Origin of the sequence: Agathobacter sp. LCP21S3_B2 (assembly GCF_052118705.1) — a bacterium.
Taxonomy (GTDB): Bacteria; Bacillota; Clostridia; order Lachnospirales; family Lachnospiraceae; genus Roseburia.
Window position 1 is genome coordinate 1 of sequence record NZ_JBQKGQ010000014.1, and the last position, 24,024, is coordinate 24,024.

General features: G+C 38.4%; 25 protein-coding genes and 1 pseudogene. All 26 read right to left on the reverse strand.

The annotated features are described in order from the left end of the window. Positions 1-152: 152 nt before the first annotated feature. On the reverse strand, positions 153-386 hold the full coding sequence (locus tag ACTQ1L_RS10615; RefSeq protein ID WP_441367056.1) for a hypothetical protein: 234 nt from the start codon (positions 384-386) through the stop codon (positions 153-155). A 498-nt stretch (positions 387-884) separates the two neighbouring features. Continuing rightward, complete coding sequence (locus ACTQ1L_RS10620) at positions 885-1,817, reverse strand: hypothetical protein (RefSeq protein ID WP_441367058.1); 933 nt, start codon at positions 1,815-1,817, stop codon at positions 885-887. Between the two features lie 301 nt (positions 1,818-2,118). Then, complete coding sequence (locus ACTQ1L_RS10625) at positions 2,119-2,250, reverse strand: hypothetical protein (RefSeq protein WP_015515940.1); 132 nt, start codon at positions 2,248-2,250, stop codon at positions 2,119-2,121. Between the two features lie 166 nt (positions 2,251-2,416). Continuing rightward, the gene (locus ACTQ1L_RS10630; protein ID WP_441367060.1) at positions 2,417-3,145 is read right to left on the reverse strand and encodes a CPBP family intramembrane glutamic endopeptidase; all 729 of its coding nucleotides are present in this window, start codon (positions 3,143-3,145) and stop codon (positions 2,417-2,419) included. 531 nt (positions 3,146-3,676) lie between these two features. Further along, positions 3,677-4,117 (reverse strand): hypothetical protein, encoded by a 441-nt coding sequence (locus ACTQ1L_RS10635; protein WP_441367062.1) that lies wholly within the window; start codon positions 4,115-4,117, stop codon positions 3,677-3,679. 213 nt (positions 4,118-4,330) lie between these two features. Further along, positions 4,331-4,531, reverse strand: coding sequence for a Blp family class II bacteriocin (locus ACTQ1L_RS10640; protein ID WP_015515937.1), 201 nt, complete (start codon positions 4,529-4,531; stop codon positions 4,331-4,333). A 66-nt stretch (positions 4,532-4,597) separates the two neighbouring features. Continuing rightward, a complete protein-coding gene (locus ACTQ1L_RS10645) occupies positions 4,598-4,834 on the reverse strand; it encodes a hypothetical protein (RefSeq protein WP_015515936.1) in 237 nt (78 codons plus the stop codon). A 196-nt stretch (positions 4,835-5,030) separates the two neighbouring features. Further along, a complete protein-coding gene (locus ACTQ1L_RS10650; RefSeq protein ID WP_441367064.1) occupies positions 5,031-5,492 on the reverse strand; it encodes a COG2426 family protein in 462 nt (153 codons plus the stop codon). A 272-nt stretch (positions 5,493-5,764) separates the two neighbouring features. Next, the gene (locus ACTQ1L_RS10655; RefSeq protein ID WP_441367066.1) at positions 5,765-7,237 is read right to left on the reverse strand and encodes an HlyD family secretion protein; all 1,473 of its coding nucleotides are present in this window, start codon (positions 7,235-7,237) and stop codon (positions 5,765-5,767) included. A gap of 25 nt (positions 7,238-7,262) precedes the next feature. Next, positions 7,263-9,188, reverse strand: coding sequence for a peptidase domain-containing ABC transporter (locus ACTQ1L_RS10660; RefSeq protein ID WP_441367149.1), 1,926 nt, complete (start codon positions 9,186-9,188; stop codon positions 7,263-7,265). Between the two features lie 6 nt (positions 9,189-9,194). Beyond that, positions 9,195-9,608, reverse strand: a pseudogene (locus tag ACTQ1L_RS10665) (cysteine peptidase family C39 domain-containing protein). 10 nt (positions 9,609-9,618) lie between these two features. Further along, positions 9,619-9,801, reverse strand: coding sequence for a hypothetical protein (locus tag ACTQ1L_RS10670; protein ID WP_117995192.1), 183 nt, complete (start codon positions 9,799-9,801; stop codon positions 9,619-9,621). 86 nt (positions 9,802-9,887) lie between these two features. Beyond that, a complete protein-coding gene (locus ACTQ1L_RS10675; protein ID WP_117714584.1) occupies positions 9,888-10,322 on the reverse strand; it encodes a hypothetical protein in 435 nt (144 codons plus the stop codon). 356 nt (positions 10,323-10,678) lie between these two features. Then, positions 10,679-10,831 (reverse strand): hypothetical protein, encoded by a 153-nt coding sequence (locus ACTQ1L_RS10680; RefSeq protein ID WP_015515929.1) that lies wholly within the window; start codon positions 10,829-10,831, stop codon positions 10,679-10,681. Between the two features lie 415 nt (positions 10,832-11,246). After that, the gene (locus ACTQ1L_RS10685) at positions 11,247-12,542 is read right to left on the reverse strand and encodes a sensor histidine kinase (protein WP_441367069.1); all 1,296 of its coding nucleotides are present in this window, start codon (positions 12,540-12,542) and stop codon (positions 11,247-11,249) included. Next, positions 12,539-13,267 (reverse strand): LytR/AlgR family response regulator transcription factor, encoded by a 729-nt coding sequence (locus tag ACTQ1L_RS10690; protein ID WP_441367071.1) that lies wholly within the window; start codon positions 13,265-13,267, stop codon positions 12,539-12,541. The genes ACTQ1L_RS10685 and ACTQ1L_RS10690 overlap by 4 nt, the downstream gene beginning before the upstream one ends. A gap of 84 nt (positions 13,268-13,351) precedes the next feature. After that, the gene (locus ACTQ1L_RS10695) at positions 13,352-14,500 is read right to left on the reverse strand and encodes a cation diffusion facilitator family transporter (RefSeq protein WP_441367073.1); all 1,149 of its coding nucleotides are present in this window, start codon (positions 14,498-14,500) and stop codon (positions 13,352-13,354) included. A 41-nt stretch (positions 14,501-14,541) separates the two neighbouring features. After that, positions 14,542-15,162, reverse strand: coding sequence for a signal peptidase I (gene lepB, locus ACTQ1L_RS10700; protein WP_441367075.1), 621 nt, complete (start codon positions 15,160-15,162; stop codon positions 14,542-14,544). Between the two features lie 63 nt (positions 15,163-15,225). Beyond that, on the reverse strand, positions 15,226-17,124 hold the full coding sequence (locus tag ACTQ1L_RS10705; protein WP_441367076.1) for an ATP-binding protein: 1,899 nt from the start codon (positions 17,122-17,124) through the stop codon (positions 15,226-15,228). Then, positions 17,121-17,834 carry a CpsD/CapB family tyrosine-protein kinase gene (locus ACTQ1L_RS10710; protein ID WP_321112472.1) on the reverse strand — a complete coding sequence of 238 codons (714 nt, stop codon included), beginning with the start codon at positions 17,832-17,834 and terminating at the stop codon, positions 17,121-17,123. Before ACTQ1L_RS10710 ends, ACTQ1L_RS10705 begins: the two co-directional genes overlap by 4 nt. A gap of 24 nt (positions 17,835-17,858) precedes the next feature. Then, a complete protein-coding gene (locus ACTQ1L_RS10715) occupies positions 17,859-18,635 on the reverse strand; it encodes a YveK family protein (RefSeq protein ID WP_441367078.1) in 777 nt (258 codons plus the stop codon). Positions 18,636-18,660: 25 nt separating this feature from the next. Then, the gene (locus tag ACTQ1L_RS10720; protein ID WP_321112474.1) at positions 18,661-19,362 is read right to left on the reverse strand and encodes a CpsB/CapC family capsule biosynthesis tyrosine phosphatase; all 702 of its coding nucleotides are present in this window, start codon (positions 19,360-19,362) and stop codon (positions 18,661-18,663) included. A 562-nt stretch (positions 19,363-19,924) separates the two neighbouring features. Continuing rightward, entirely contained in the window at positions 19,925-20,389 is a 465-nt protein-coding gene (ribH, locus tag ACTQ1L_RS10725) for a 6,7-dimethyl-8-ribityllumazine synthase (RefSeq protein WP_441367080.1), read from the reverse strand. A 192-nt stretch (positions 20,390-20,581) separates the two neighbouring features. Continuing rightward, entirely contained in the window at positions 20,582-21,778 is a 1,197-nt protein-coding gene (locus tag ACTQ1L_RS10730) for a bifunctional 3,4-dihydroxy-2-butanone-4-phosphate synthase/GTP cyclohydrolase II (protein WP_441367081.1), read from the reverse strand. Between the two features lie 106 nt (positions 21,779-21,884). Further along, complete coding sequence (gene ribE / locus ACTQ1L_RS10735; RefSeq protein WP_321110338.1) at positions 21,885-22,604, reverse strand: riboflavin synthase; 720 nt, start codon at positions 22,602-22,604, stop codon at positions 21,885-21,887. 116 nt (positions 22,605-22,720) lie between these two features. After that, on the reverse strand, positions 22,721-23,881 hold the full coding sequence (gene ribD, locus ACTQ1L_RS10740) for a bifunctional diaminohydroxyphosphoribosylaminopyrimidine deaminase/5-amino-6-(5-phosphoribosylamino)uracil reductase RibD (RefSeq protein ID WP_441367083.1): 1,161 nt from the start codon (positions 23,879-23,881) through the stop codon (positions 22,721-22,723). Positions 23,882-24,024 lie beyond the last annotated feature (143 nt).

The window sequence follows — 24,024 nt, forward strand, 5'->3', positions numbered from 1 at the left end:
GCCGTCGGTGATTAACCCACAGCATTTATTTTTTGACCTGTCAAGGATGGCGGCAGGATGGCGATAACCTAAAACATTTGGGGCTAAACCCATAAGAAAAATGATTGACCCATTTTTTTCATTCTTAGATTATTCTCCTCGTACAATTCCAACTATTTGTTGCTGTTATTTCTGTGCAATATGACAATTGCCACAATAAGCATTATGATAATAATAGATATTATATCTATAACATTTGCAATAAGGTTTGCGATATCATAATGTTCTCTCATAATTGGTATTCCGTTCATAAGAAGCGACAATATCAATACTTTGTAGAGCAAAAATATCACTACCACACCTATAGAAATAAAAATCCAAAATATATTCCTTATTTTACTATCCATTTTCATTATTTCCTATCGCAAACTTTTATCATTTTCTCAATACAAACTATTCCTACTACAAATATACTCAGCACAATCACACTATCCCCACAGTTAACTTTCGTTATACTACTAATCACTAATCTGGCAATATTAAATATCATACAAAAAGCCTGTACCGCTAAAAATACTCTATTATCTTCTGCTCTTTTTGATTCAATATAGTATATGGCAGTTATCGTACAGACCACAGTCAATGAACTCGCCAACCCCATCATAAAATAGCACGATAAGGCATTAATTACTAATGATATTACATATAATAAATATCTCAATGTTAAAGTTTCCTTCCTTCTACTAATCGTTTAGTAAATTGTTTTAGTGCAATGTTACATATATGAACCTTCCAAGGTTTTCGCCATTGCAAAAAACAAGCCATTTCAGTTCCAACTCATTCATGCCGCAATTTTCTTTCAGAATGTCTGATAAATGATATGGTCCGCTGTATCGATATCTTTCTTATCTTAATACTCTCTTTTCCAGCTCATGTATGTATGATAACAAATGCTCTTTTCTCTGTGAAACCGTGTCTAGACCAAATAACTCTGATAACCTTACTGCCACGCTCAAGTCCGAATTAATAAAAATATTCCATCCTATTTTCAGCCCGCAAAGAATAAACACCACCCCTATAACTTTTATTTCCCAATAATAAAAATTTATGCAGAACCATACTCCTGTCAGTTCAAACAAAACTATCCAAAATATCTTCTTTCTGTTCTGAATCTGTATTTTCTCCAGTTCCTTATACTTTCGAAGATTATACTCTAAAGTATACGCCAAATCATAATCAGGCAGATTTGTATGTGCAATCCTTCCCTCTTCCGTAATAATAGTGGTCCGATTCACTCTATAGTCATGTAACATGACAGCCACACTTACACACAACATAATTCCACCAAGCCAAAGCATGTTTTGATACTTTGTGCAATCTACTTCCTGTATACATATGCCCTTTTTCAAGCTGCTAAGTGAAAAATCCGGCACCTGTTCATACCATTCCATAGAAACATCTTTTTCTGGCAACACTTTACCAATTAAATCAACCTTTCCCTCTAACTGTTCTTCCAGATTCTTATCGTATACCTTTACTCTCACATAAGTATTATCCATGTATGGAATATTGTATACATAGTAATCTCCGAAAAATGTCACCTCTACCTCACACTGTCCTGAAGAAACGTCTGAATTGTATTCATCAAGCGGTTTGGACAGATAATCCTTTAATTGGAACTTGACATACTCGCCCGGACGCAAAGCTGACTTTTCATAATCCGTGGCATTATCATATTTGAATAATGAAATTCCATTTATCGCAAGTATTATAATACTTATGATTACAAAAATCCCTGCACACATTGTCCGATAAGATATTGATATGTTTCTTTTCATTGAACATTCCCATAGAATCCTTACTATAAATTTCCATAATGTGAATTAATTATATGATTATGTAATTTTCCCTCACATGCCACCTTAGCACTGGCTTTACTTATTAAAAATGGCCAGTACATTGCTTTAAATATTTTACCACAATAATTACATTTTGCAGAATATGTCGCAAATTCAAATATATAAAAAATACACCAGTTTTATTGTTCATGTATATTCCTCATAATTATCCTTTGATTGTAATGACATCAAACATAAAATTTGATGCCATTACTTTTGTGCATCACCACCCAATTACCAATTAACCAAAAATTCTGTAAATATCGGTACCTACTCCATATCCTATATTGTATAGCATAAGTCCAATTATCCCTATAATTAATATATTTCCATAAGTTTTATGTTCCATATACCAGCTAATGATTTCTTGCATATAATTCACCCCCTTTAGATTCTCATTAATTTTTTATGCAATACTAATTACTCATTTTTTTTTAAAATGGGAATAAGCTAAAACTACAATAACCCCACATATACCACCAACAATACACGATAAAATCATGTAAAACACCACCTTTCAATATTCTGGTCTGTTCATATTATTTTGCTAACATTATTTTTGTTAATATCATTCCAGCACCAATCAGATTCCAAGTGCCGTGTATTGAAATATTTGTCCAAATATTTTTGTATTTTTTATAAATAAATCCTAAAAGTATTCCTGACAAAAAATATTCTAACCATTGACACAAAAATAGTAGTATATTTGCGTTTCCAAATGAAGAAAGCATATGCATTGTTCCAAACAAAAATCCTGTCACCAATACTGCACACAGTTCTCCATATTTGCTGAAAAACCGAAACAATATACCTCTATAAATTATCTCTTCTGTAAAAGGAGCCATAATTACACTCATTATAACAGCCAAAACAGGATAATCCACAAAATATCCATTAACGTTTGACTGATTTGCCGGAACCGATATATTTGAACACACTGTCATTTCAATAATTCCAGCGATGCAACTTAACAAGAATGCAATTCCCACACCTGCCAAAACTCTTTTTATATTTACAGAAATTCTGTCAGCTTTGAATTTTTTAAATGAAGTGATCAAATATTGCTTCATTGCCACTCCAATCATGATAATCAAAGTCAACTGATAAATCATATTTATCAGCACCCCATAAAATATATTCTTTTCTTTTAAAATGTCTGTAATGCCACTATTCTTAATAATTAAAAAACAAACATGAATTATTACGACTCCAACTATTAGCTTTTTATGATTCATATCAGTGGATATATAATTGTTTTCTTTTTTCATCTCATTGTACTCCTCATTTTTTGCCAAATTTATACAGACATCTTTTATAGTCTTTTATGGTCTTTTACACACTTTTTAACCCCATCTATTAAAAGCATTGTTTGCATTCCCATGCACCATCCTGCTAAACATACTACCACCATAAGAAAAAACAAACAATATATATGTGCTATTTGGTATGATTTCGGTGCCATTTGACACAAACTACTGTTATGGTGAATTTATATCTAATAAATTTAATTATAATTTTATGTAATGGTATCTGGCACCAATATGGTCAAAATCATTGTTTGCATATTCACTATCTGTTACCAACTTGAATACAATTGCCCATATAAGTCTGTTAGCGGTTGCTGTTGCAGCAATCACCACCGGCACAGGGCAATCCTATCGTAAGCTTAAAGCTGTAAAGCGAATCGCATAATAAAGAGCTATTCATATCTCCCCCATTTCTACAATTGACCTGTAAGTTTACTAAAGAATTAAAAGCTAGAGTCATCATGTGAAAATAATATTTCTTTCAATTGTCTCCTACCTATTGTTACTGTTTTCACGAAGCGACTTCATTTCCTGAAAAGGAGTTGATATCACCATCATCATACCAGATAAAATCATTATGCTAGAATAAATTTCATTCAAATTAAAACATGCCATAATCATAGCCAAAATGACAAAAATGGAACAAATCCCAAGTTGAAAATTTTTTACTTTTCCCTTTTTATCTTTTTTTAGCTTAACCATTAAAAATCCTATATCCAATAACATATAGAGGATTAAATCTACAATAAATAGAAAAATACTTAGGTCTTTTTCAAAGCCAATTGCTAAAATAATATTATATAATCCCAAAATTACCGAACATACTCGGGTTAATTTAACATCCCAAATCACATGTGGTATCTTCCATTTAAAAGTAGACCAAACAATCAAAAAGCAACCAGAAAGCAATATCATTGTTCTATTTAATTCCATAAACTTCCACTCCTATTGTTATATATTTTTTACCATATTCCAACATTAAAACATATAATATACTACACTACACCATTATTCAACAATTTATTAAAAATGGAAAAGGAGAAAACTTGTCCCAGCTTGATACAATACGTAACCTACTATATACTGATTTATCAAGCTAAGGAAAAATTTCAAAATTCCTTCTCCATAATTAAACATTGTATTAAGTTAGAATGCAATCATAATTCCAACTATAGTGCCGACAGCGCCTCCAATCACTGCACCTGGCACAGATCCTGCTGCGCCTCCAATACCTACACCCGTTGCCGCACAACCAATAATAGTACCCGCAACGCAAAAGCCGCATCCACCTGTTACTAGATATAATTGTTCATCTTCAAGCTCGCTAAAATAACACACAGTATCCATCAAAACATCTCCTTTCGATTTCATGCTACTAATACTTAACACCTTATTGTATTTACTGAACATCTTTTAGTGGCATGCTGAACCAATCAAAGACAATCCAGCACTTGCGCAACCGCCTCCTGCAGAGACTCCTGCAATTGGTCCTGCTAAAATACCAACACCAACACCAACAGCCGGGCTAAAGCCAACCAATACGACTCCTGTAAAAGCTTTAACAGCTTTCCAAGCACCTCCACCACCATCAATTTCGCACATCTCATCCATACTAAGTTCACAGAATCCATTGTTTAATACCATTTCCATTGTTTTAAATCTCCTTTCCTTAATATATTTTCTTTACACTAATCCAAAAAAGTAATATACTCAGCCTAGGTACTTTTCTTAAAAGTGCTTACTTGTTTGGAACTCTGATGGTTTTCGCGAATTTTATCAGAGTTCTTTTTATATAAAACAGACTGTCTTAGACATATCCGATTTATATCTTCTTAAATATCATGCTTCACAAAATCACACTCAAAATTCCCATACTTGACACAGCCATGATCACACCCGCCAACAGAACTCCACAGAAGCATGCTCCAATGCTTTCTTTAAAATCCAGCTCCAATATACTTGCTGCCAAAATTCCAGTCCATGCTCCTGTTCCCGGAACAGGAATTCCAACAAAAAGAACCAACGCAAGAAACATACCTCTTCCAGCCTTTTTCTGAAGCTTTTTCCCTGCTTGTTTACCCTTTTCCAGACAGAATGTAAAAAAACTTCCAATGTATTTTTTATCTTTTCCCCAACTCAATATTTTTTGAGAAAAATAAAACACAAATGGTAATGGTAATATATTACCTATCAAACTGATAATGTACGTTTGTATAATCGGTACATTCATGGTCAGTCCTGTTGGAATAGCAATTCTAAGTTCTGCTAAAGGTAACATAGCTATAAAAAAAATAATAAGATAACGCATTTCTTATATTTCCTTTATTCTTCCTCCTAATAAATAGTGCCATGTTTTAATTCCAAAGTGTAATGCCGTTTTAGATGTACTCGATGATGTATAGCCACAATAAGTACACTTATATTTTTTCCCTCCATCGACTTCAAACAATTCCATATTACATAATTCTTTCATATATTCTCTTTTTCCTTCCTACTACTTATAAAATACTGTTTTTCCTATGCGCGCTTATAGGATTTATATATAAACCGGTAATCCCGGAATATACCTTATTTATCTTACTAATCTACTAAATTTATCTTACTCAGGACGAAATGCAGCACACTGTCATCATCAACAACAATTTTTGCCTGTGCAGCCATTCCACTTTTCAGATTTCCTTTTTCTCCCTCCTTATTCTTTATCTCCATATTTTTACATTCTACTTTTACAACGTAATATGCATTACCGGTATTCTGGTCTACAGTCACATCTTTTGCAATTTCTTTTACTGTTCCTGTAAAATATCCATATTCACTTGACGGATATGAAGCCATCTCAAATTTTACTTCCTGATCCGGTTTTATTTTTGCTATGTCAGAATTTTCCACATACACCTGTGCAAAATAACCTGACTGCTCCTTTGGATATATCTGTCCTATGGAATCTCCTTCCTGTATATATGTTCCATTTGAGATTTCCTTATTTGTGTAAAAATATCCTGATGATCCTGCCTTTATGGTACAGTTATTATTTTTTATATCATAATCTTTTAAATAAGCCTCATACTCCTGCTTCTTATCCTCATAAGTAAGAATTTCAGCCGACACATTTCCTTTTTCCGTAAGAATCTTTATATCTGACTCATCTGTATTATTAGAATTTTCTGTCTGCTTCTTTTGAAGTTCTACAGAGGATATATTAGATTTAAGGCTTTCTATCTGTTCATTTGCAGTCTCGATCTGCTGTTCTATTGTTGAAATCTCATTAGACTCAAGATTAGACAATGCCTGATTTTTTTCTGTATCCACCTCTGTCAGTTGTGATGAATCCATTGTGGTTTCATCCTTTTTATTGTCATATTGAAGTGCTGTATAATCATATGATGAAATATAACTTTTTACTATTGAATAGTAATATGTATCGTTTTGATCGAATGTGTTATTACGCGATATGATACATTGCTTTACATTGTTAAGTTTATTAATTTTTTCATTATACTTATCAATAGAATCATTGATAACTGTAATATTTTCATCGTATACCTCTCCAGTTTTATTCTTTTCCTTTCCTGCATCAATTGAAGTATTTAATAATTCTTTCCTGTCTTTAAATTCTGAATAATACTGGTTATCAGACATTGCATCAAATTCAGAATTATCTCCGTCAAGACTCTTCTGATATGCATTTAGTATGTCAAGACGCTGCTGTACACTATCAAGTTTACTCTTATAATCTTCGATAGTACTTCCAAGGTTTTCAATATCTATCTCATACAGTTCGTCCCCCTCACTCACATACTGTCCGTCCTTTACCGACATTTTAGTTATCTTTCCTGTAACTGCACAGCTTACTGCCGTACTGTCATCGTCACCTCTAAAGACACTATCAGCTTTTACTACTATATCCATCCTGAAAAGATACATCCAGATCAGGGCTATTGCCAGAATTGCACATATTATATATATGGTGTACGGCACAAATCTGTTTGGCTTAGAATCATATACTTCCGTACTGTCACTTATATCCTTTAAATCCACAATTATAGGTTTCATAATTTTCCTCTTTTCATAATCGAAGTTATGCGGTTGCTTTAACATCCACAGTATCAAGCGACTGCTGTTTTACAAGCTGCGCATATTTTCCACCCAGTGCTGTCAATGATGCATGATCACCGCTTTCTATAATCTTTCCATCTTCCAGCACATATATCTTATCGCAATTTTTTATGGTGCTGAGTCTGTGTGCTATAAAGATAGTTGTAACATCTTTTGAAAATTCACTTATTGTCTTGTCAAGTGCCCTTTCCGTTATTGCATCAAGATTACTCGTAGCCTCATCCAATATCAATATATCCGGTTTTTTAAGCATGGCTCTTGCTATAGCCAGCCTTTGCCTTTGACCGCCCGACAGGTTTGCTCCGTTTTCCTCCAGTCTTGTCTCATATCTGAGTGGCAGTTTATTAATAAATTCATGTGCCTGCGCCTTTTTTGATGCCTCGATGATGTCATCCATCGTTGCATCATCCAGTCCCAGTGTAAGATTTTCAAATATTGAACCACTAAACAAAAATGTTTCCTGTGGTATATATGCGATTTTGTCTCTAAGTGTCTCTATCTGTATATCTTCTATATTATTATCATTTATCAGAATATTACCTGACTCTGCCTGATATAAGTGCAAAAGCAGTTTCGATAATGTTGTTTTTCCTGAACCGCTTTCTCCAACAAAGGCAATTTTTTCGCCCTTTTTTATTGTAAAATCTATATCCTCAAGTACCCTTTGCCTTGTTCCGTATCTGAAATTCACATGTTCGAATTTTATATCCCCGGCAAGACTTTCGGGTGCCATTTTTCTTTGTTCATTTTCCTGCTTTTCAGCTTCAAGATCAAGTATTTCCCCCAGTCTGTCTGCCGCTACGACTGCAGTCTGCATCTGCGGCTGCAGATCCACCAGATTTTTTACAGGATCAAGGAAATATGCCAGCAGTGAATTAAATGTAATAAGTGCACCTATTGTCATGTCTCCGTTTATAACACTGACACCGCCTGCCCACAGGATAACTACACCACCTATGAGTTCTACGAAAGTTTTCAGTGACACTTGTATATTGTTAGCCCATGTGAGATTGAATACACTTCTTAACAGTTTTACAAATTTTATCTCTGTTTCCCTGTTTACTTTTCTCTCCGCATTATAAGCCTTTACAGTCTGTATTCCATTAAGAGACTCGACCATATAAGACGTAAGCTGGGCATTATCTTCCATTTCTTTTCGATTAAGTTTTTCATACCATTTATTAAATCCAAGTACGATTACTGCGTACAGTACGATCATTATGATCGTGATAAAAAATAATTTTGAATTCTGTATGTATAAAATAATTGCTCCGGCAACAGCCATAAGTGTATCTATCATTATGGTAAGTGTTGCTCCCGATATGGCATCCCTTACCTTTCCTGCATCATTAAATCGTGAAATTATCTCTCCGACCTTCCTTGTTCCGAAAAAGTTCATCGGAAGTTCCATTACATGCCTGTAATATCCCAATAATAACGCAATATCCAGTTTCTGACTAAGATACAAAAGTAAATGTGACCTGAATGCATTAAGGATTACCCTGAAAAGATTGAGAAGTATCACTCCTATTGATAAAGTCATGAGCGTTTTCTTCAATCCATCCGGAAGAACACTGTCTATTAACATCTGAAAATAGAATGCTGCCAATATTCCAAGCACGGTATATATAAGAGATGCTAAAAAGATCTGAAATATAAGTTTCTTCTGTGGCATGAGCAGATGAAAAAATCTGGAGAAAATTCCTTTTGTCTCATCCTTTTTCTCAAATGTCTCATTCTTAACAAGAAGGATAAGGATACCGCTCCACTGATATTTCGGAGGTTTTCCCTCATCATGCACTTCTCCAAAAAACTCCTCCGGGGTAAGTTTTACAATGCCTTCTCCCGGATCTGCAATCACTACCGTCTTTTTCGTTATTTTATGAATAACAACCTAATGCAGTAATGCTCCATCTACTATAACATGTGCTATACATGGTAATGGAAACTCTGAGAAAAATGCTTTTTTATCTCCCTTTACTCCTTTGGCGCTAAATCCAAGTTGCTCGGCTGCTTTTATAACACCGTATGCATTTGTTCCCTGCTTGTCCGTACCGGCAACTTCACGTATTTTGCTGATACCTATTTTATATCCATTCTGTCTACAGATGGTTGCAAGGCATGCAGCTCCGCAGTCGGTTATATCATGTTGTTTTATACAGTAATATTTCATCTTTCAAATCTCTTTCCAGTTTTTAATAGAAATGCCGGTATTAATATTCCTAAAACCATTCTGTTTACAAATGGTAGCAAGACAGGCTGCACCACAGTCGGTGATGTCGTGTTGTTTTATGCAATAATATTTCATTTATTCTCGCTCAATCCTTTTTTAAAAAACCAAAGAACACACTAACCCCTGTTAATAAAATTGTAAAAATCAATGTCTCTTTTGAGATATTTTTATATTCCATCATCATATATAACTGATCAACTACGCAAACAATCAAAATAATAGAAAGAATAGCAAATAAATCTTTTTGTACAAATCTTGATAAATTCATATATATCTCCTTTCTGTGCAACCTCGCAGCACATTCAGTGATGTCGTGTTGTTTTATGCAATAGTATTTCGTGTTTTCACCCTGTTTCAACAAACCAAATCATCGCATAAATATTTAATATCCTCCACATATGCTGATGGTAAATATACACTATAACCATTCGTATCTTCTATTAGTTCTATAGGTGTTGCCAGCCAATCTTTATATTTATTACCAAACATAAATCTTGTAGTATTTTCTTTCTGTATAATAATTTTTCTTCCCCATTTTTCTCGAGATATCCGTTCAATTTTTTTTACAATATTATCTTCCGTTTTTAATTTTATTTTTTGAGGTTTTGCCATCGAACTAAATATTATTGTCATCAATACAACAAAGCACGTATCAACAGAAATAAGTGCAATCATAAAAATTGGTACTAAAAGCTCTCCACCATCTGCCACCAGTAGCAAAACTGCTACTAACAAAATCATTGCTCCTATTCCCATAAAATGAACAAAATATCTATTAAATGTTCTCATTATCGCTTTCCTCCCTATCAAGTATAATTCACCTCTTATACAAAAAGAGGTGAATTATACTATACACAATTAATTAAGTATTATATAATCACTTTAAACTGGTGTATATGCTCCGATTGTTGCGCCACCTATTGCTCCCGCTGTATAACACTTCCATAATTGATTTCCAGTCAAATTGCCTGTCACAATACCCTTTGCAGCACCTACAACGCCTCCAATTATTGGATGACCATCATGGTTGGGTCTGTGACTGCGATAAACCGAGCAATTCTGAATACAGACCCCTTCTCTCTCCTTCTATAATGGTGAGTTATCCACAGGAACTAATAAAATCATTTATCAATTACCGAAATAATTTATATAGGCATAGGTCTAAAAATGTCTATAGCCTTTTTTATAAAATCCAAATAGTTTTTCACGTATTTCTCAATTGAATAGTTTCTTTTTCCACCATCAATCGCACATAACTCTTCACAATTCAAATTTTCAAATTGTAATGCTAATTCCATGATCTTTCTCCCTTCATATAATTCCTATTTTCTCTTTCTGCGCATTGTTGAGAATATATATAAAGAAATTTCTTGCTTCATACCATAATTATCTTGCGGTACAGCAGTACTACACATTCTATACCGACTGTGTTTTATAAAGTAATTTTTTGATTTTGTAAATCAGATACTTTACCGGACTTATTAATATAGATTTTTATAATCATAAGTTTTTATTTTTTTCCCATCAATATTCGAATAAGCCATTCTAGATCTATAATCATTGGTGTCATCCCACTATTTCCTCCCTTATTTATCTTTGCATATTCACTATACTCTTTTATACACAAAAAAAGCAATCACTATGGCATGAACGACACTTTTTAGGTATGAACGACATAGTGATTGCTTATTTCTATAACTATTTTCCTATTTTTTATATATTTATTGTTACAATAAATCTTTCATTTTCCTGAGATATTCTCATATCTCCATCATATTTTTTTACAGTCCTGCTTACATTTTCTAAGCCAATACCATGATTCAGCTTATCCTCTTTTGTAGTAATAAACTTTTGTTTTTGATTTATAATACTCTCCATATCATAACTATTACAAACCGAGATAAATATTTGTGAATTATAACTGGCTATCTCAAACTCAATTATTCTTTTGTCCTCTTGTATTTTTTCACATGCCTCTATGGCATTATTTAAGAGATTTGATATTATTGTGCACATATCAAACATATCAATTGCTACATTATCCGATACGCGCCCCTTAAACTGAACCTTTATATTTTTACTTTCCGCTTCCAGGACAAATGGAGCTATTACTGCATCCAATTCCCTGTTTCCGGTATACTCTACCGGTTTTTTAGATGAAACCTCATTAGTTAGCTGCGATAAATATTTTTTTATTTGTGAATTATCTTCGCTGGTACACATACTATTTAACGCAAGCATATGATTTTTTACATCATGACGGAATTTCCGCAGTTCTTCATATTGCAGAAGCATATGCTCATAGTGCTGCTTTTGTAAAGCCATATGCTCCTTATACATGTCATTTGACTTTTTTATATATGCATTCTGGCTTAAAACAACAATCTGCATAAGTGTTACCACAACAAGTGTACAGCAAGCCATTACTACAAACACCCCATAAATTTGCAAATCTTCATACTCTTCCAATTCTGAAAAAATCTGAATTGATCCTACTAATATGAATGAACTGATGGTAACTAAATACAAAATTATATAATGTTTTAAATCTAAAACTACTTCTTCCTGATCATTTTTTCTTCGTTTTATTACATATATTAGTGCCCAGACACCTATACTCAATATTTGACATAAAATCGTTAAAGCCGGAGATTCCTTAACATAGTATTCAGAAATTCCAATTTTTATAGATATAATAAATGAAAACAATATTCCAAATATAGAGCTTGCTATAACTACGAACGGATACAAAATCAGATTTTGAATTTTAAACGGCTCTATTATAAAAACAGGCAATATGCCCATTATAAATATGGATGCTCCCATTGCATACTTTAGATTATTATTTACATATACAATGCTTCCCGCAATTAACACCACAATAATATATACCATCCATTTGACAGCTTTATTGGTAATTCCTCTACTTAGTGCAGTACGATATGCTAATGAATAAAGTACAGTCTCTGTTATAAAATATACTATCAAATACAATATATCCCTTATCACATTCTTCGCCTCGCCATTCTTTCACCATACTCATGATATAACCTTTTTACGGTTTCTTTATAGCTTCTTCCAATCGGAATTTCAATATCCATATCTCTTATAGATAATTTTCCATTTCTAAGTGTCGCATATTCGAGGTTAACCATATATGATTTATGAACACGTATCACAGAACTGTCCTCAAGCCGTTTCTCAATCTCAGATATATTTATTCCTACAAAGTTCTGCCCATTGGTATAAATATACGCATATTTTCCCTGTGCCTCTATATATCTTATGTCCTCCGCATAGATTACTATGTTTTGACCTCTTTCTGACAAATACGAAATGCCTATATTCTCACATTTCTCTATCAATACCTTTTCAAGCACTGCTTTCACATCCATATATCCGGCCGGCTTCCTGATAAAATCTATAGTCTTGATTCCAAAGGAATCTATCATCTTCTCATCATGACTCGACACAAATGCTATCCGCCAGATTTTGTCTAGTTTCAGTACTCGTTCCTTTAGTTTAATTCCGCTGAGACCATCCATCTCTATATCCAGAAAAAGTATATCTATTTTTTTATTTTCCTCATCATCACAATATTCGAGAACCTCTTCTGCGTTTTTATACATTTTATATTCAAATGCATCCGTATTGTTTTCATAATATTTCTGACATAATTGCAGCATATGCTGCCTTGCTTCCGCTGAGTCATCACATATTCCTATTCGTAACATATACTTTACCCTCTTTTATCTTATTGTGCACCGTTTCTTTATCCCAACAGCCACCGGCGAAGCTCGTATATATCCCTTACAATGTCATATATTTATGTAATTGTCGCGGTCTACCTCTATCACGGTATAGTAATTCTTTCCAAGCTTTTTCCTGACATTTTCCTGTATTGCATTGCATATATCGTCATCTGAGGTGATATAGCCGAATGGAACTGCAATGTCAAAAACCAGATTCGTATGTGTATCACCTCTGATAATACGGAAATCGTGCATATTTATGTGCGAATCAAGCCCTTTTATCACGGATAGCACCTCGGCCTTCAGTCCGGCTACCTCCTCGTCCTCTATCGCTACCGGGTCCATGTGGATGGTCACTATACAGCCCAGCTCCCTTCGTATCCTGCGCTCCAGATTATCGATTATATCGTGCAGCTCGACCATATCTCCGTCCTCCGGCACCTCTGCATGAAACGATACTATCCTGTGTCCCGGTCCATAATCATGCACCATAAGGTCATGCATACCGAGTATGTTTTTGTCAAAGTCCAGTACCATCTCCTTGAGTCTGTCGACAAACTCCGGCTCCGGCTTTGCTCCAAGCAGCGGATCTACCGCCTCTCTGGCTGATGATATTCCTGAATAGAATATAAACAATGACACAAATACACCGCCTATTCCATCCAGATTGAGTCCCAAAAAGTGCGCTATGAGTGTGGCTGCAAGTACTACAGATGTAGCGATACAGTCTGACAGACTGTCCCTGCCTGTCGCTTCGAGTGTTGATGAATCAAGCTTTTTTGAAAAATAGAAATTGTATACCGCCATGACGCATTTTACGGCTATTGATGCCAGTAGTATCGCTACAATAAGCCATGAAAACTCTATGTCCTGCGGCTTTATGATTTTACTAAAGGAATCCCTGAACAGCTCAAAGCCCATGATGAGTATGATTGCTGCAACTGCCAGTGTAGCCACATACTCCATCCTCGCATGTCCGTATGGATGCTCCTCGTCGGCTCTCTGTGCCGCCATCTTGAAGCCCGCTATCGTGATGATTGATGAGCCTGCATCTGACAGGTTGTTGAATGCATCCGCAGTGATTGAGATTGCACCGCTAAACATTCCTGCAAAGAGCTTGCCGGCAAAGAGTATGAGGTTTAAAAATATACCGACTATACCGCACAGCATGCCATATTTATTTCGTTTTTCAATGTCTATTTCTGTCTCTGGCATTTACTTTACCTCTATTTTTATTTTATATCCTGATTTACAGCTTATTTCACCGCTCCGAATCTGTCGAACGGGTAATATCTGAATATCGCTTTTGCAAGTATATCGTCCTTGGACACATATGTGTGCTCCCAGACTCTTGCGTCTGATGAGCCATTTCTGTTGTCACCGAGCAGCAGATATGAGTCCTGGGGCACCTTAAACTTGTAAGGTCCGGCATTTACTGTCCACGGATCCTCACCGCTCTGGTTTGACTTGAGATAATCCTCCTCAAGCGCCTCACCGTCTATATACACCTGGCCATCCTCTATGGTGACTGTCTCTCCCGGCAGACCTATTACACGCTTGATGTATTTCTCAGAAGGCGAATCCGGTGCATTGAATATGACTATATCCCCTCTCTTTGGGTCTGAAAATGTATATGCGAGCCTGAAGCCAAATATGTCATCTCCAATCTGTATGGTATTCTCCATCGAGCCTGACGGAATATTTGCATTTATAATGACATAGTTCTTTATGAGTATTGCCGCTACAATGGCAAATGCGATTGTTAACACCCAGCTTAAGATTTCCTTGACAGGTGATGTTTTTTCCTCCGGCTTTTTGGGCTCCATCTCATCGGTTGTTTTTGTGTCTTCTTCGTTGTTTAAGTCTAATATCTCCATTTTCATGTTCTCCTTATTCATGCTTCAATAAGCGTTTGATAATATATGTCATGGCGGTACAGCCTATGGTGCCATCCACCACTTTATAAAGTCCTTCCTTGTAAAATAAAGACTTGTAAGCCCGTAATCTGCGATTTCCCTGTCTGTAAAGGTCTTTGCTATATACGCATTGATTTCATCCGGGAAGTCTCTCTCGAGGCACCACTGTGCCTGCAGGCTCATTGGCTTTTCCAGCTCATATTGGTGCACGAGCTCGCCTCCAAAATCTATGATACTGTTCCATCTGGATGCATTGCCCAGTATCCTCTGCTTGATATTTTCTATGATCACAGCTCTTGCAATCCTTACCTTTTTGTACTTTTCGGCGCGCTGCAAAAGCATTGCATTGCGGTTGTGGGTATTTATCACCAGCTCCATAGGGTCTGTCAGCTCATTTGACACCAGACAAAATACAGGGTCCAGATCATAATACTCCGGTCTTAGCACGTAGTCGTTTCGAAACGATGCTGCTGTCTTTGCCACGGTTAGGTCTGCCGATACATCCGTGTATATGATGCCCGGCATGTCACCCATAACATACTCCATCGATGTGATATACGGTGTCATAAACTGCCAGAAGGCTCTGATATTCTGCTCAAATACTATGATATCGTATTTGTCAATAAACTGACCATAATCATAAGGGTAGTTCTCCTTATAGTGTGCAAAAAGTGCCCTCTGCATGAACGCCAGCTTTATTTTCCTGCCGGTAAAGCCGTTTATTACTGTCTTTATCGGCACTTCAACCTCACGCTCCTTCAGATACACAAGTACGCGGATTGCCCTGCTGATAAGCTCATTTTCTGCCTCATACTCACATACCAGCCTGCTTCGTCCATCTGATAAATACTGTCCCAGGGTCAGTGGACTCTGCCCAAAGGCATCTATGATAATCTGTCCTATATATTGGCGGAGCTCTATGAGCTTTTCATCGAAGGCCGCTCCGTCTCTGGATATATTTATATTTAAAAACCGTGTTTTGATATTGAGCTGATATGAGAAATTGTCTATCCATGCCGGTTTCAGCCCCAATACATCTGTGGACTCTGTCACAAGCACTCCCTGCTGATATAGCGTGGACTTTTGAAAATATCCTCTGTGCTTCGGATGATATATTGCCACATATCCCTCGAGCAGGTTATTTTCAACCCTTATAACATTCATTCCGACCAGCTCATTCAGCGGATAGTTCCACTGTACCTTTGGTTTATAAATGCATTTTTCCTCTACGTCGTATTTTACGTGTATCGGAATTGGAATGGTAAGCATATAATGATTTATGGTTTTTACGATAAATGCCATGTCGATGTACGGAGCATACGACGGCTTTATAGGAATGGTGATTCTGGTTCCCGGCGTCTTTTTCTGTGAAATCACATACTCTATCTGACCGCTTTCCCCAAACCACTTTGCCATAACAGGCGCAGTATCCTGTGGATTGCTTACATTCCACGCTGTATTTATAACCCTGTCCTTTTTGGACTCTATAAGTATTGCCTTCGACACCGTAAAGCAGGAGCTAAGACCGATTCCGTAATATGAAAATGGCTCATATTGCAGCTTTTGGTTCTCAAAATCCCTGCTCGTGTAATAGCTTTCCCCGATTTTTGCCACATAATGCTTCAGGTCGTACTCATTTATGCCTATTCCATTGTCCTCTACGGTGAGAATCCTGTTGGTGCTATCATAGGTAATATCTATGCGCGGTTCATATATCTGTCTGACCTCGCGCATTTGATTTGCCTGCTCCATTTCCAGAAATTCCGTGCCCCAGCTCCATTCAAGTGCCTGACGCACATTACACGCATCTATTGCATTGAGCACAAGCTCCCTTATAAAAGCCTTCCATGACGCATAAAACCGCTGACTCGCAAGCATAGGCAGCATATTTGATTTTACTAATTCTACATCTATACTTTTCATGATTTGTCCGACTTGCCGTAATAGCTGCCATAATAATTGCCATAGTAACCGCTGACATGACTGCTCTTCTTATTGTTGACCTTGTTGAGCACAGCGCCGAGTATCCTGACTCCGGATGCCTCGAGCTGTTTTTTGACGCTCTGTATCATTCTGGCGCTCGCCATGCCCTGACCTATCACAATTATAGCCCCATCACAGTACTTGGCCACGACTGCCGCATCAATAGCAGCGCCTATCGGCGCACAGTCTATGATTATGTAGTTGAAATGCTCTTTTCCAAAATTGAGAAGCTCCTGAAAATATTTTTTTTCAAGTATCTCTGTCGGGTTCGGCACTGACGGTCCTGCAAATATCATAAAAAGCCCCTGTATCTGTGTGCCATACAATACCTCATCCAGCCTTCTCTGACCTGACAGATAATGTGACAGACCGCACAGCTCACCGCCACTTGCCAAAGATGCACGCAGTCTTCCTGCAAGAACTGATTTTCGCATATCGCTGTCTATAAACAGTACCCTCTTGCCTGACTCCGTCAATGATCTTGCCAGATCAAGCGCTACTGTACTTTTGCCCTCATTCGGAACTGAGCTGGTCACAAGAAGTGTGCGTATATCATCACCGCAAAACTGTATATTTGTCTTCAAAGCACGAAGCGATTCCTTCATCGTATAGCTTTGTTCTTTTAACTTGCCAAATTTTACTAATTCCATCTGCCCATCTCCTGATGCCGGCTTCTATTTTGCTGAAGCTGACTGCTTTTTCTTGTTCTTCCTGTGACTACCTTTGCGTTTTTTTCTGCCTCTGTAATGCTCGCCATCATCCTCCGCCTCATCAAGCGGAAGTGTGCCAAGCACATTCATGCCAAGCTTTTTCTCCACATCCTCTGTATCAATTATCGTATCGTTGAACAGATATGTAACCACTATAACTGCTATCGAAATAAACGCTCCGGTGAATGCTCCAAGTACTGTGTTTTTGCCTATATTAGGACTTACTGCACCACCATCATCATATCCGCTTTGTATAATTGTAGGTGAGTCCTGCTTCATTTTTTCTGCAATATATGAGGCTGCAACCTTTGCAATCTCATCCGCTATCGTCTTCGCCATCTGCGGATTGGGATCTGTGACTGTGATATTGAGCACTCGCGAATTGGAAGGATTGTCAATGGTTACACGACTGCCAAGGGTCTTATAGTTCTCGTTGAGCCCAAGGTTTTCTATGACCTTATCTAATACCGGTCGTCCCTTTACGACTACTATATAGTCGTTGGTCAGGCTGGTACCCGTCTGTATATCCGCAAGACTTGTGATTGAGGTACTCTTTGAAAGTACATAAAGCTCAGATGTGGATTCATACATCGGTGTTATCATAAATCTGCTCACTGCAAAAGCCACTGCGCCTGTTGCTATAGTGACCAGAATAATCCATTTCCAATATGAAATTATCTCCAGAAACAGATCCTTTAAATCTATTTCTATCTCGTTATCAAAATCCTGTTCTCTTTCCATTATGTATCCCCGCGTTGTTCACCGGTTATCTTCCGTTTAAAATGTTCTCCGGTGTGGTCTGCATAATCTCCTCTGCATAATCCTCACCATACTTCTTTGCCACATACTCATAGCATTTTTTCAGATTGCAGACACGCTCCTTTGTTCCATGACTATCACTGCCTATCACATCCACAAGCCCTGCCTTTAGAAGCTTTTTGGTGTATCTCTTGAACATCCTGCCATCTATGCCAAGCACTGAATCCGCATTTATCTGTATGAGTGCTCCCATCTCCTGCAGGTCCTCGATTCGTCCGATATCCCTCAGGCATTCATATCTCTCAACATGGGCTACTACCGGTATATATCCTGCAAATATCGCCTCTCTGGTCATCTTGTGTACAAACGACCACTCACTCGAATGCGAATACTCTGTGAGTATATACTGCGTATCCGCCAGTGTATGGCAGCGTCCCTTCTGAAAGTCATCTATCATATCTGTTGCCACATGATACTCTGTACCGAGCTTTAAGTCTATTCCAAGCTTTTTGGCATAAGGTAATAGCTTTTTATAGTGTCTCTCGATTTTGTCCAGCGGATGCTTAAACATGCCATGGCGCAGATGCGGTGTGAGTATTATTCCTTTCACGCCCTGCTTTTTGGCTATCTTGAGCATCTCTACCGATTCCTCGAGCGACTTTGAGCCGTCGTCCACTCCGTATAATAAATGGCAATGTATATCTATCAAAATTCATGGTCCTCCGTTTTGTTTTCCTGAACTATTATTATACTATATACAGATTTTTCGTGCAATTCTTTAGATATTAAATTTTTCTTCTTTTTTGTTGGGAGGGCGTGGCGTAAGCGCCGGGCACCCGAGCAGCGCACACGCACTCCCGCACCTGCTACGCTACGCTGCTAAGAGAGCTGTACGAATTATGCCTTGGGGTGGTTCTATGCTTGACGAAACCGGCTTTTATGCGCCGTCCGTGGCGCATAACGCCTTGCCCGGCCGTCCATGGCCGGGCATTTCTGTTTTTCTTGGGCATAATTCTACAGTCTCTAAGCAGCTTCGCTATTCGCCTGCTCGGGAGTGCGTGTGCGCTGCCGGATGCCCGGCGCTTACGCCACTTACGTTGTGACAGTATTTTACAATTTTAGATATAATAAATATTCGAGGGTCAAATATCGATGATATTTGACCCTCGGGGATTATGCTATTATTCTATATAATGATATGAGGGTCAAAAGGTATACAACGAATTACATGCAAGCATGCATCGTTGATACCTTTTGACCCTTTAATCATATTATCCGATTTGTCTGACAAGATTTATCATTTCGATTGCACCGAGTGCACAGTCATATCCTTTGTTTCCGGCTTTTGTTCCGGCTCTTTCTATTGCCTGCTCGATGTTTTCGGTGGCGACTACTCCAAACATTACCGGGATTTCTGACTCGAGTGATACTGATGCGATTCCCTTTGATACCTCGTTGCACACATAGTCATAGTGGCTTGTTGCGCCTCTGATTACTGCTCCGAGGCAGATGACTGCATCGTATTTTCCACTTTTTGCCATCTTCTTTGCAATGAGTGGTATCTCGAATGCTCCCGGCACCCATGCTACGTCTATGTTTTCCTCCGGCACGTCGTGTCTTACGAGTCCGTCCTTTGCTCCTCCTAAGAGCTTTGATGTGATAAATTCATTGAATCTTGCTACTACGATTCCTACCTTAATTCCATCCTGTGTCATTTTTCCTTCGATTACGTTCATTTTTCGTTCTCCTTTTGTTTTTTTATTTTTGCTAGTACAGCGAAAATTAAGTTGTTGATACATTGAGCGAGGATGCGGTTTCGAGAGTGCATGTCAAAAAACGCAGGCGTAGCGGGCTACGTCAAGGCTTTTTGGCATGTGCTATCGGAATCGCAGACCGGTCAATATATCAATTACTTATTATTCGCTGTACTAGTATGAGAGTATATGTCCCATGCGGTTCTGCTTTGTTTTCAGATAAAACAGGTCATGCGCTGTGGCGCTCATCTGTATTGGCACACGCTCGCTGATTTCTATGCCAAACTCTGAGAGCTGGTATACCTTGTCAGGGTTATTTGTGAGAAGGCGCAGACTGTGTACGCCAAGCTCTCTTAATATCTGGGCTCCGATATAGTACTCGCGCTCATCTCCGGCAAAGCCGAGTGCCAGATTTGCTTCGAGTGTGTCCATTCCCTGCTCCTGAAGCTCATAGGCCTTCAGCTTATTTATCAGACCGATGCCTCTGCCCTCCTGACGCATGTAGAGCAGTATTCCTCTGCCCTCCTCGTCTATCTGTCTCATGGCCGCCTCCAGCTGCTGGCCACAGTCGCAGCGCTGTGAACCGAATACATCTCCTGTGAGACACTCTGAATGTACTCGGCAGAGCACATCCCTTCCATCTGCGATTTCGCCCTTTACAAGTGCCACATGATGCTCTCCGTTTAATCTGTTGACAAAGCCATATGCCTTGAATTCGCCGTATTTGGTCGGCAGCTTTACCTCTGTGACACGGTCAACGAGCTTTTCATGTATCTTTCTGTATTCCTGAAGTGCCGCTATTGTGATGAATTTGATGTCCCATTTTTTTGCAAGCTCCATGAGCTCTGTTGTGCGCATCATGGTACCGTCCTCACGCATTATCTCACAGCACAGTCCACATTCCTTTAGTCCTGCGAGCCTGCATAAATCGACTGTGGCCTCTGTGTGTCCGTTTCTCTCCAGCACACCGTTTTTCTTTGCAAGAAGCGGAAACATGTGGCCCGGACGTCTGAAATCCTCAGGCTTTGCGTCATCAGAGACACATTTCATTGCTGTGATTGAGCGCTCTGCTGCGGAAATACCTGTGGTTGTTGAGACATGGTCTATTGAGACTGTAAATGCTGTCTCATGATTGTCTGTATTTTCCTGCACCATCTGCGGAAAACGAAGCTTCTTTACATATTCCTGCGACATCGGCATGCATATCAGACCCTTGCCGTGCATCGCCATAAAGTTGATGTTTTCTGTTGTGGCAAATTCTGCCGCACAGATGAAATCGCCCTCATTCTCTCTGTCCTCATCATCTGTGACAAGTATTATTTTCCCTGCACGAAGCTCATCAAGTGCTTCTTCTACTGTGTTGAATTTCATATTTTATATCCTTTCTCTTATGATTTTGAAGCTGTTCAATTACATAATTTTTTAACCATTCAGCCCACGCACATTTGCAAAACCGTACGATACCCGTGCTTTTATGTTAAAAGCCATATTTTGCCAGGAAATCTCTTGTTATTCCATCCGGTTGTTTTTTATTTTCGCCGGATTTATGTGGTACATTTTCCTTAATTGTCTGTGCTCCTGTCATTTCTTCTGTTATTCCTTCCGACTGCCCTTTAAACAACAGCTTCTCAACATATTTTCCTATTATATCTGTTTCCAGATTTACGACAGCTCCCACTTTTCTGTCCTTTAGAACAGTCTGGCTTACCGTGTGCGGTATCGCTGATATCGAGAAATTATCCTCTGCCACCTTTGCGACTGTGAGGCTTATTCCATCGATTGTGACGGAGCCCTTCTCGACTATATAGCGCATGAGCTGTGGTGTGGCCTGTATTGTATACCAGATGGCATTGTCATCCTTTTTGACCTCCACAATCCTGCCTGTTCCGTCAACATGTCCCGACACGATGTGCCCGCCGAATCTGCCATCTGCTGCCATCGCACGCTCCAAATTGACATGTGCTCCTCTCATCGCGTTTGCAAGCGATGAACGGTTTAGTGTCTCGTGCATGACATCCGCTGTAAACGCATGTGGCATGAGTCTTGTGACCGTGAGGCAGATACCGTTTACCGCTATGCTGTCTCCGACCTTTGTTCCAGCTAGCACTTTTTCAGCTCTGATTGTAAGTACTGCTGAGTTTGCTCCACGTGAAATTGTATCTATTGTTCCAACTTCTTCAACTATTCCTGTGAACATTGTGTATCGCCTTTCTTTTTCTATATTTTCCTCACACTCATTTGCATAATTTACATGGTAAATTGTTTACAATTGTTTCCGGTCTCACCAAGGCAAAACAGTAGCAATTACATCAATTACACAACATCACACTCGATAAGGAAATCATCACCAAGCTTTGTCATCTTACTGTTTCCAAGCATCACGGCATGTGCCGGTGAGTCGGTTCCCATGCCCTCTATCGGTGTTTTTGCATCCGCTCCGCCGAAAAGCTTTGGTGCAATGTAAGCGTATACCTTATTCACAATCCCGCTCTTAAGGGCTGACCAGTTGAGTATTCCGCCTCCCTCAAGCAAAATGCTGTCTATGCTTCTTTCGCCGAGCTTTTGCATGAGGTCATTTAAATCAATATGACCGTTTTTTTCAGCTACATACAGAATTTCTATTCCGTTTTCTTCAAGCCGTGTTATTTTTCTGTTTTTTTGATAATCATAGTTTTCTTCTATACTATCTTTTTCAGTATCAGGTAAGGCTTCTGACTGTGCGGTTTCACGATATCGCTCACTGACTGCAACAATCGTCGGCACTTCCTTTGCAGTATTTACTATCTGCGATTCCAGTGGAAGCTTAAGGTGCGTATCGCATATTATGCGGATTGGATTTACTCCGCCCTCGATTCTGCATGTAAGCAGTGGATTGTCTGCAAGCACTGTTCCTATTCCTGCCATTATGGCTTTATATCTGTGGCGCAGGTTTTGCACATGTTCCCTCGCTTTTTCTCCTGTTATCCACTTTGAAAGCCCTGAATATGTGGCTATCTTTCCGTCCATCGTCATGGCATATTTCATAGCAACATATGGACGTCTGGTCTGTATAAAGTAAAAGAATACATCGTTCAGCCTGTCGCACTCGTCTTTAAGCACCTGCGTGACAACCTCTATCCCATGCTCTTTAAGGATTCTGATACCGCCCCCGGCGACAAGCGGATTCGGGTCATCCGAGCCCACATATACTCTTTTTATACCGGCTTCTATCACTGCCTCCACACATGGCGGCTGCTTGCCATGATGACAGCAGGGCTCAAGAGTCACATACATTTCCGCTCCCTGTGGCGATTCCTTGCAATGCTTTAACGCATTTCTTTCCGCGTGCAGCTCTCCATATCTCTCATGCCAGCCCTCTCCGATTATTCTGCCGTCCTTTACTATCACAGCTCCGACCATCGGGTTTGGCGAGGTATACCCCATGCCGCGTTTTGCAAGCTCAATCGCCCTTCTCATATATTGTTCATCAGTCATTTGAGTTCCTTTCTGCATATTCTTTATATGCCCACTAAAAAAGCCCCAAACTATTAATGTTCAGGGCCTAGTAATTTCAAATATCATGATTTCAAATACCATAATCTCAAAAAAATATGCACTAGCTGCATTTCATGATATGA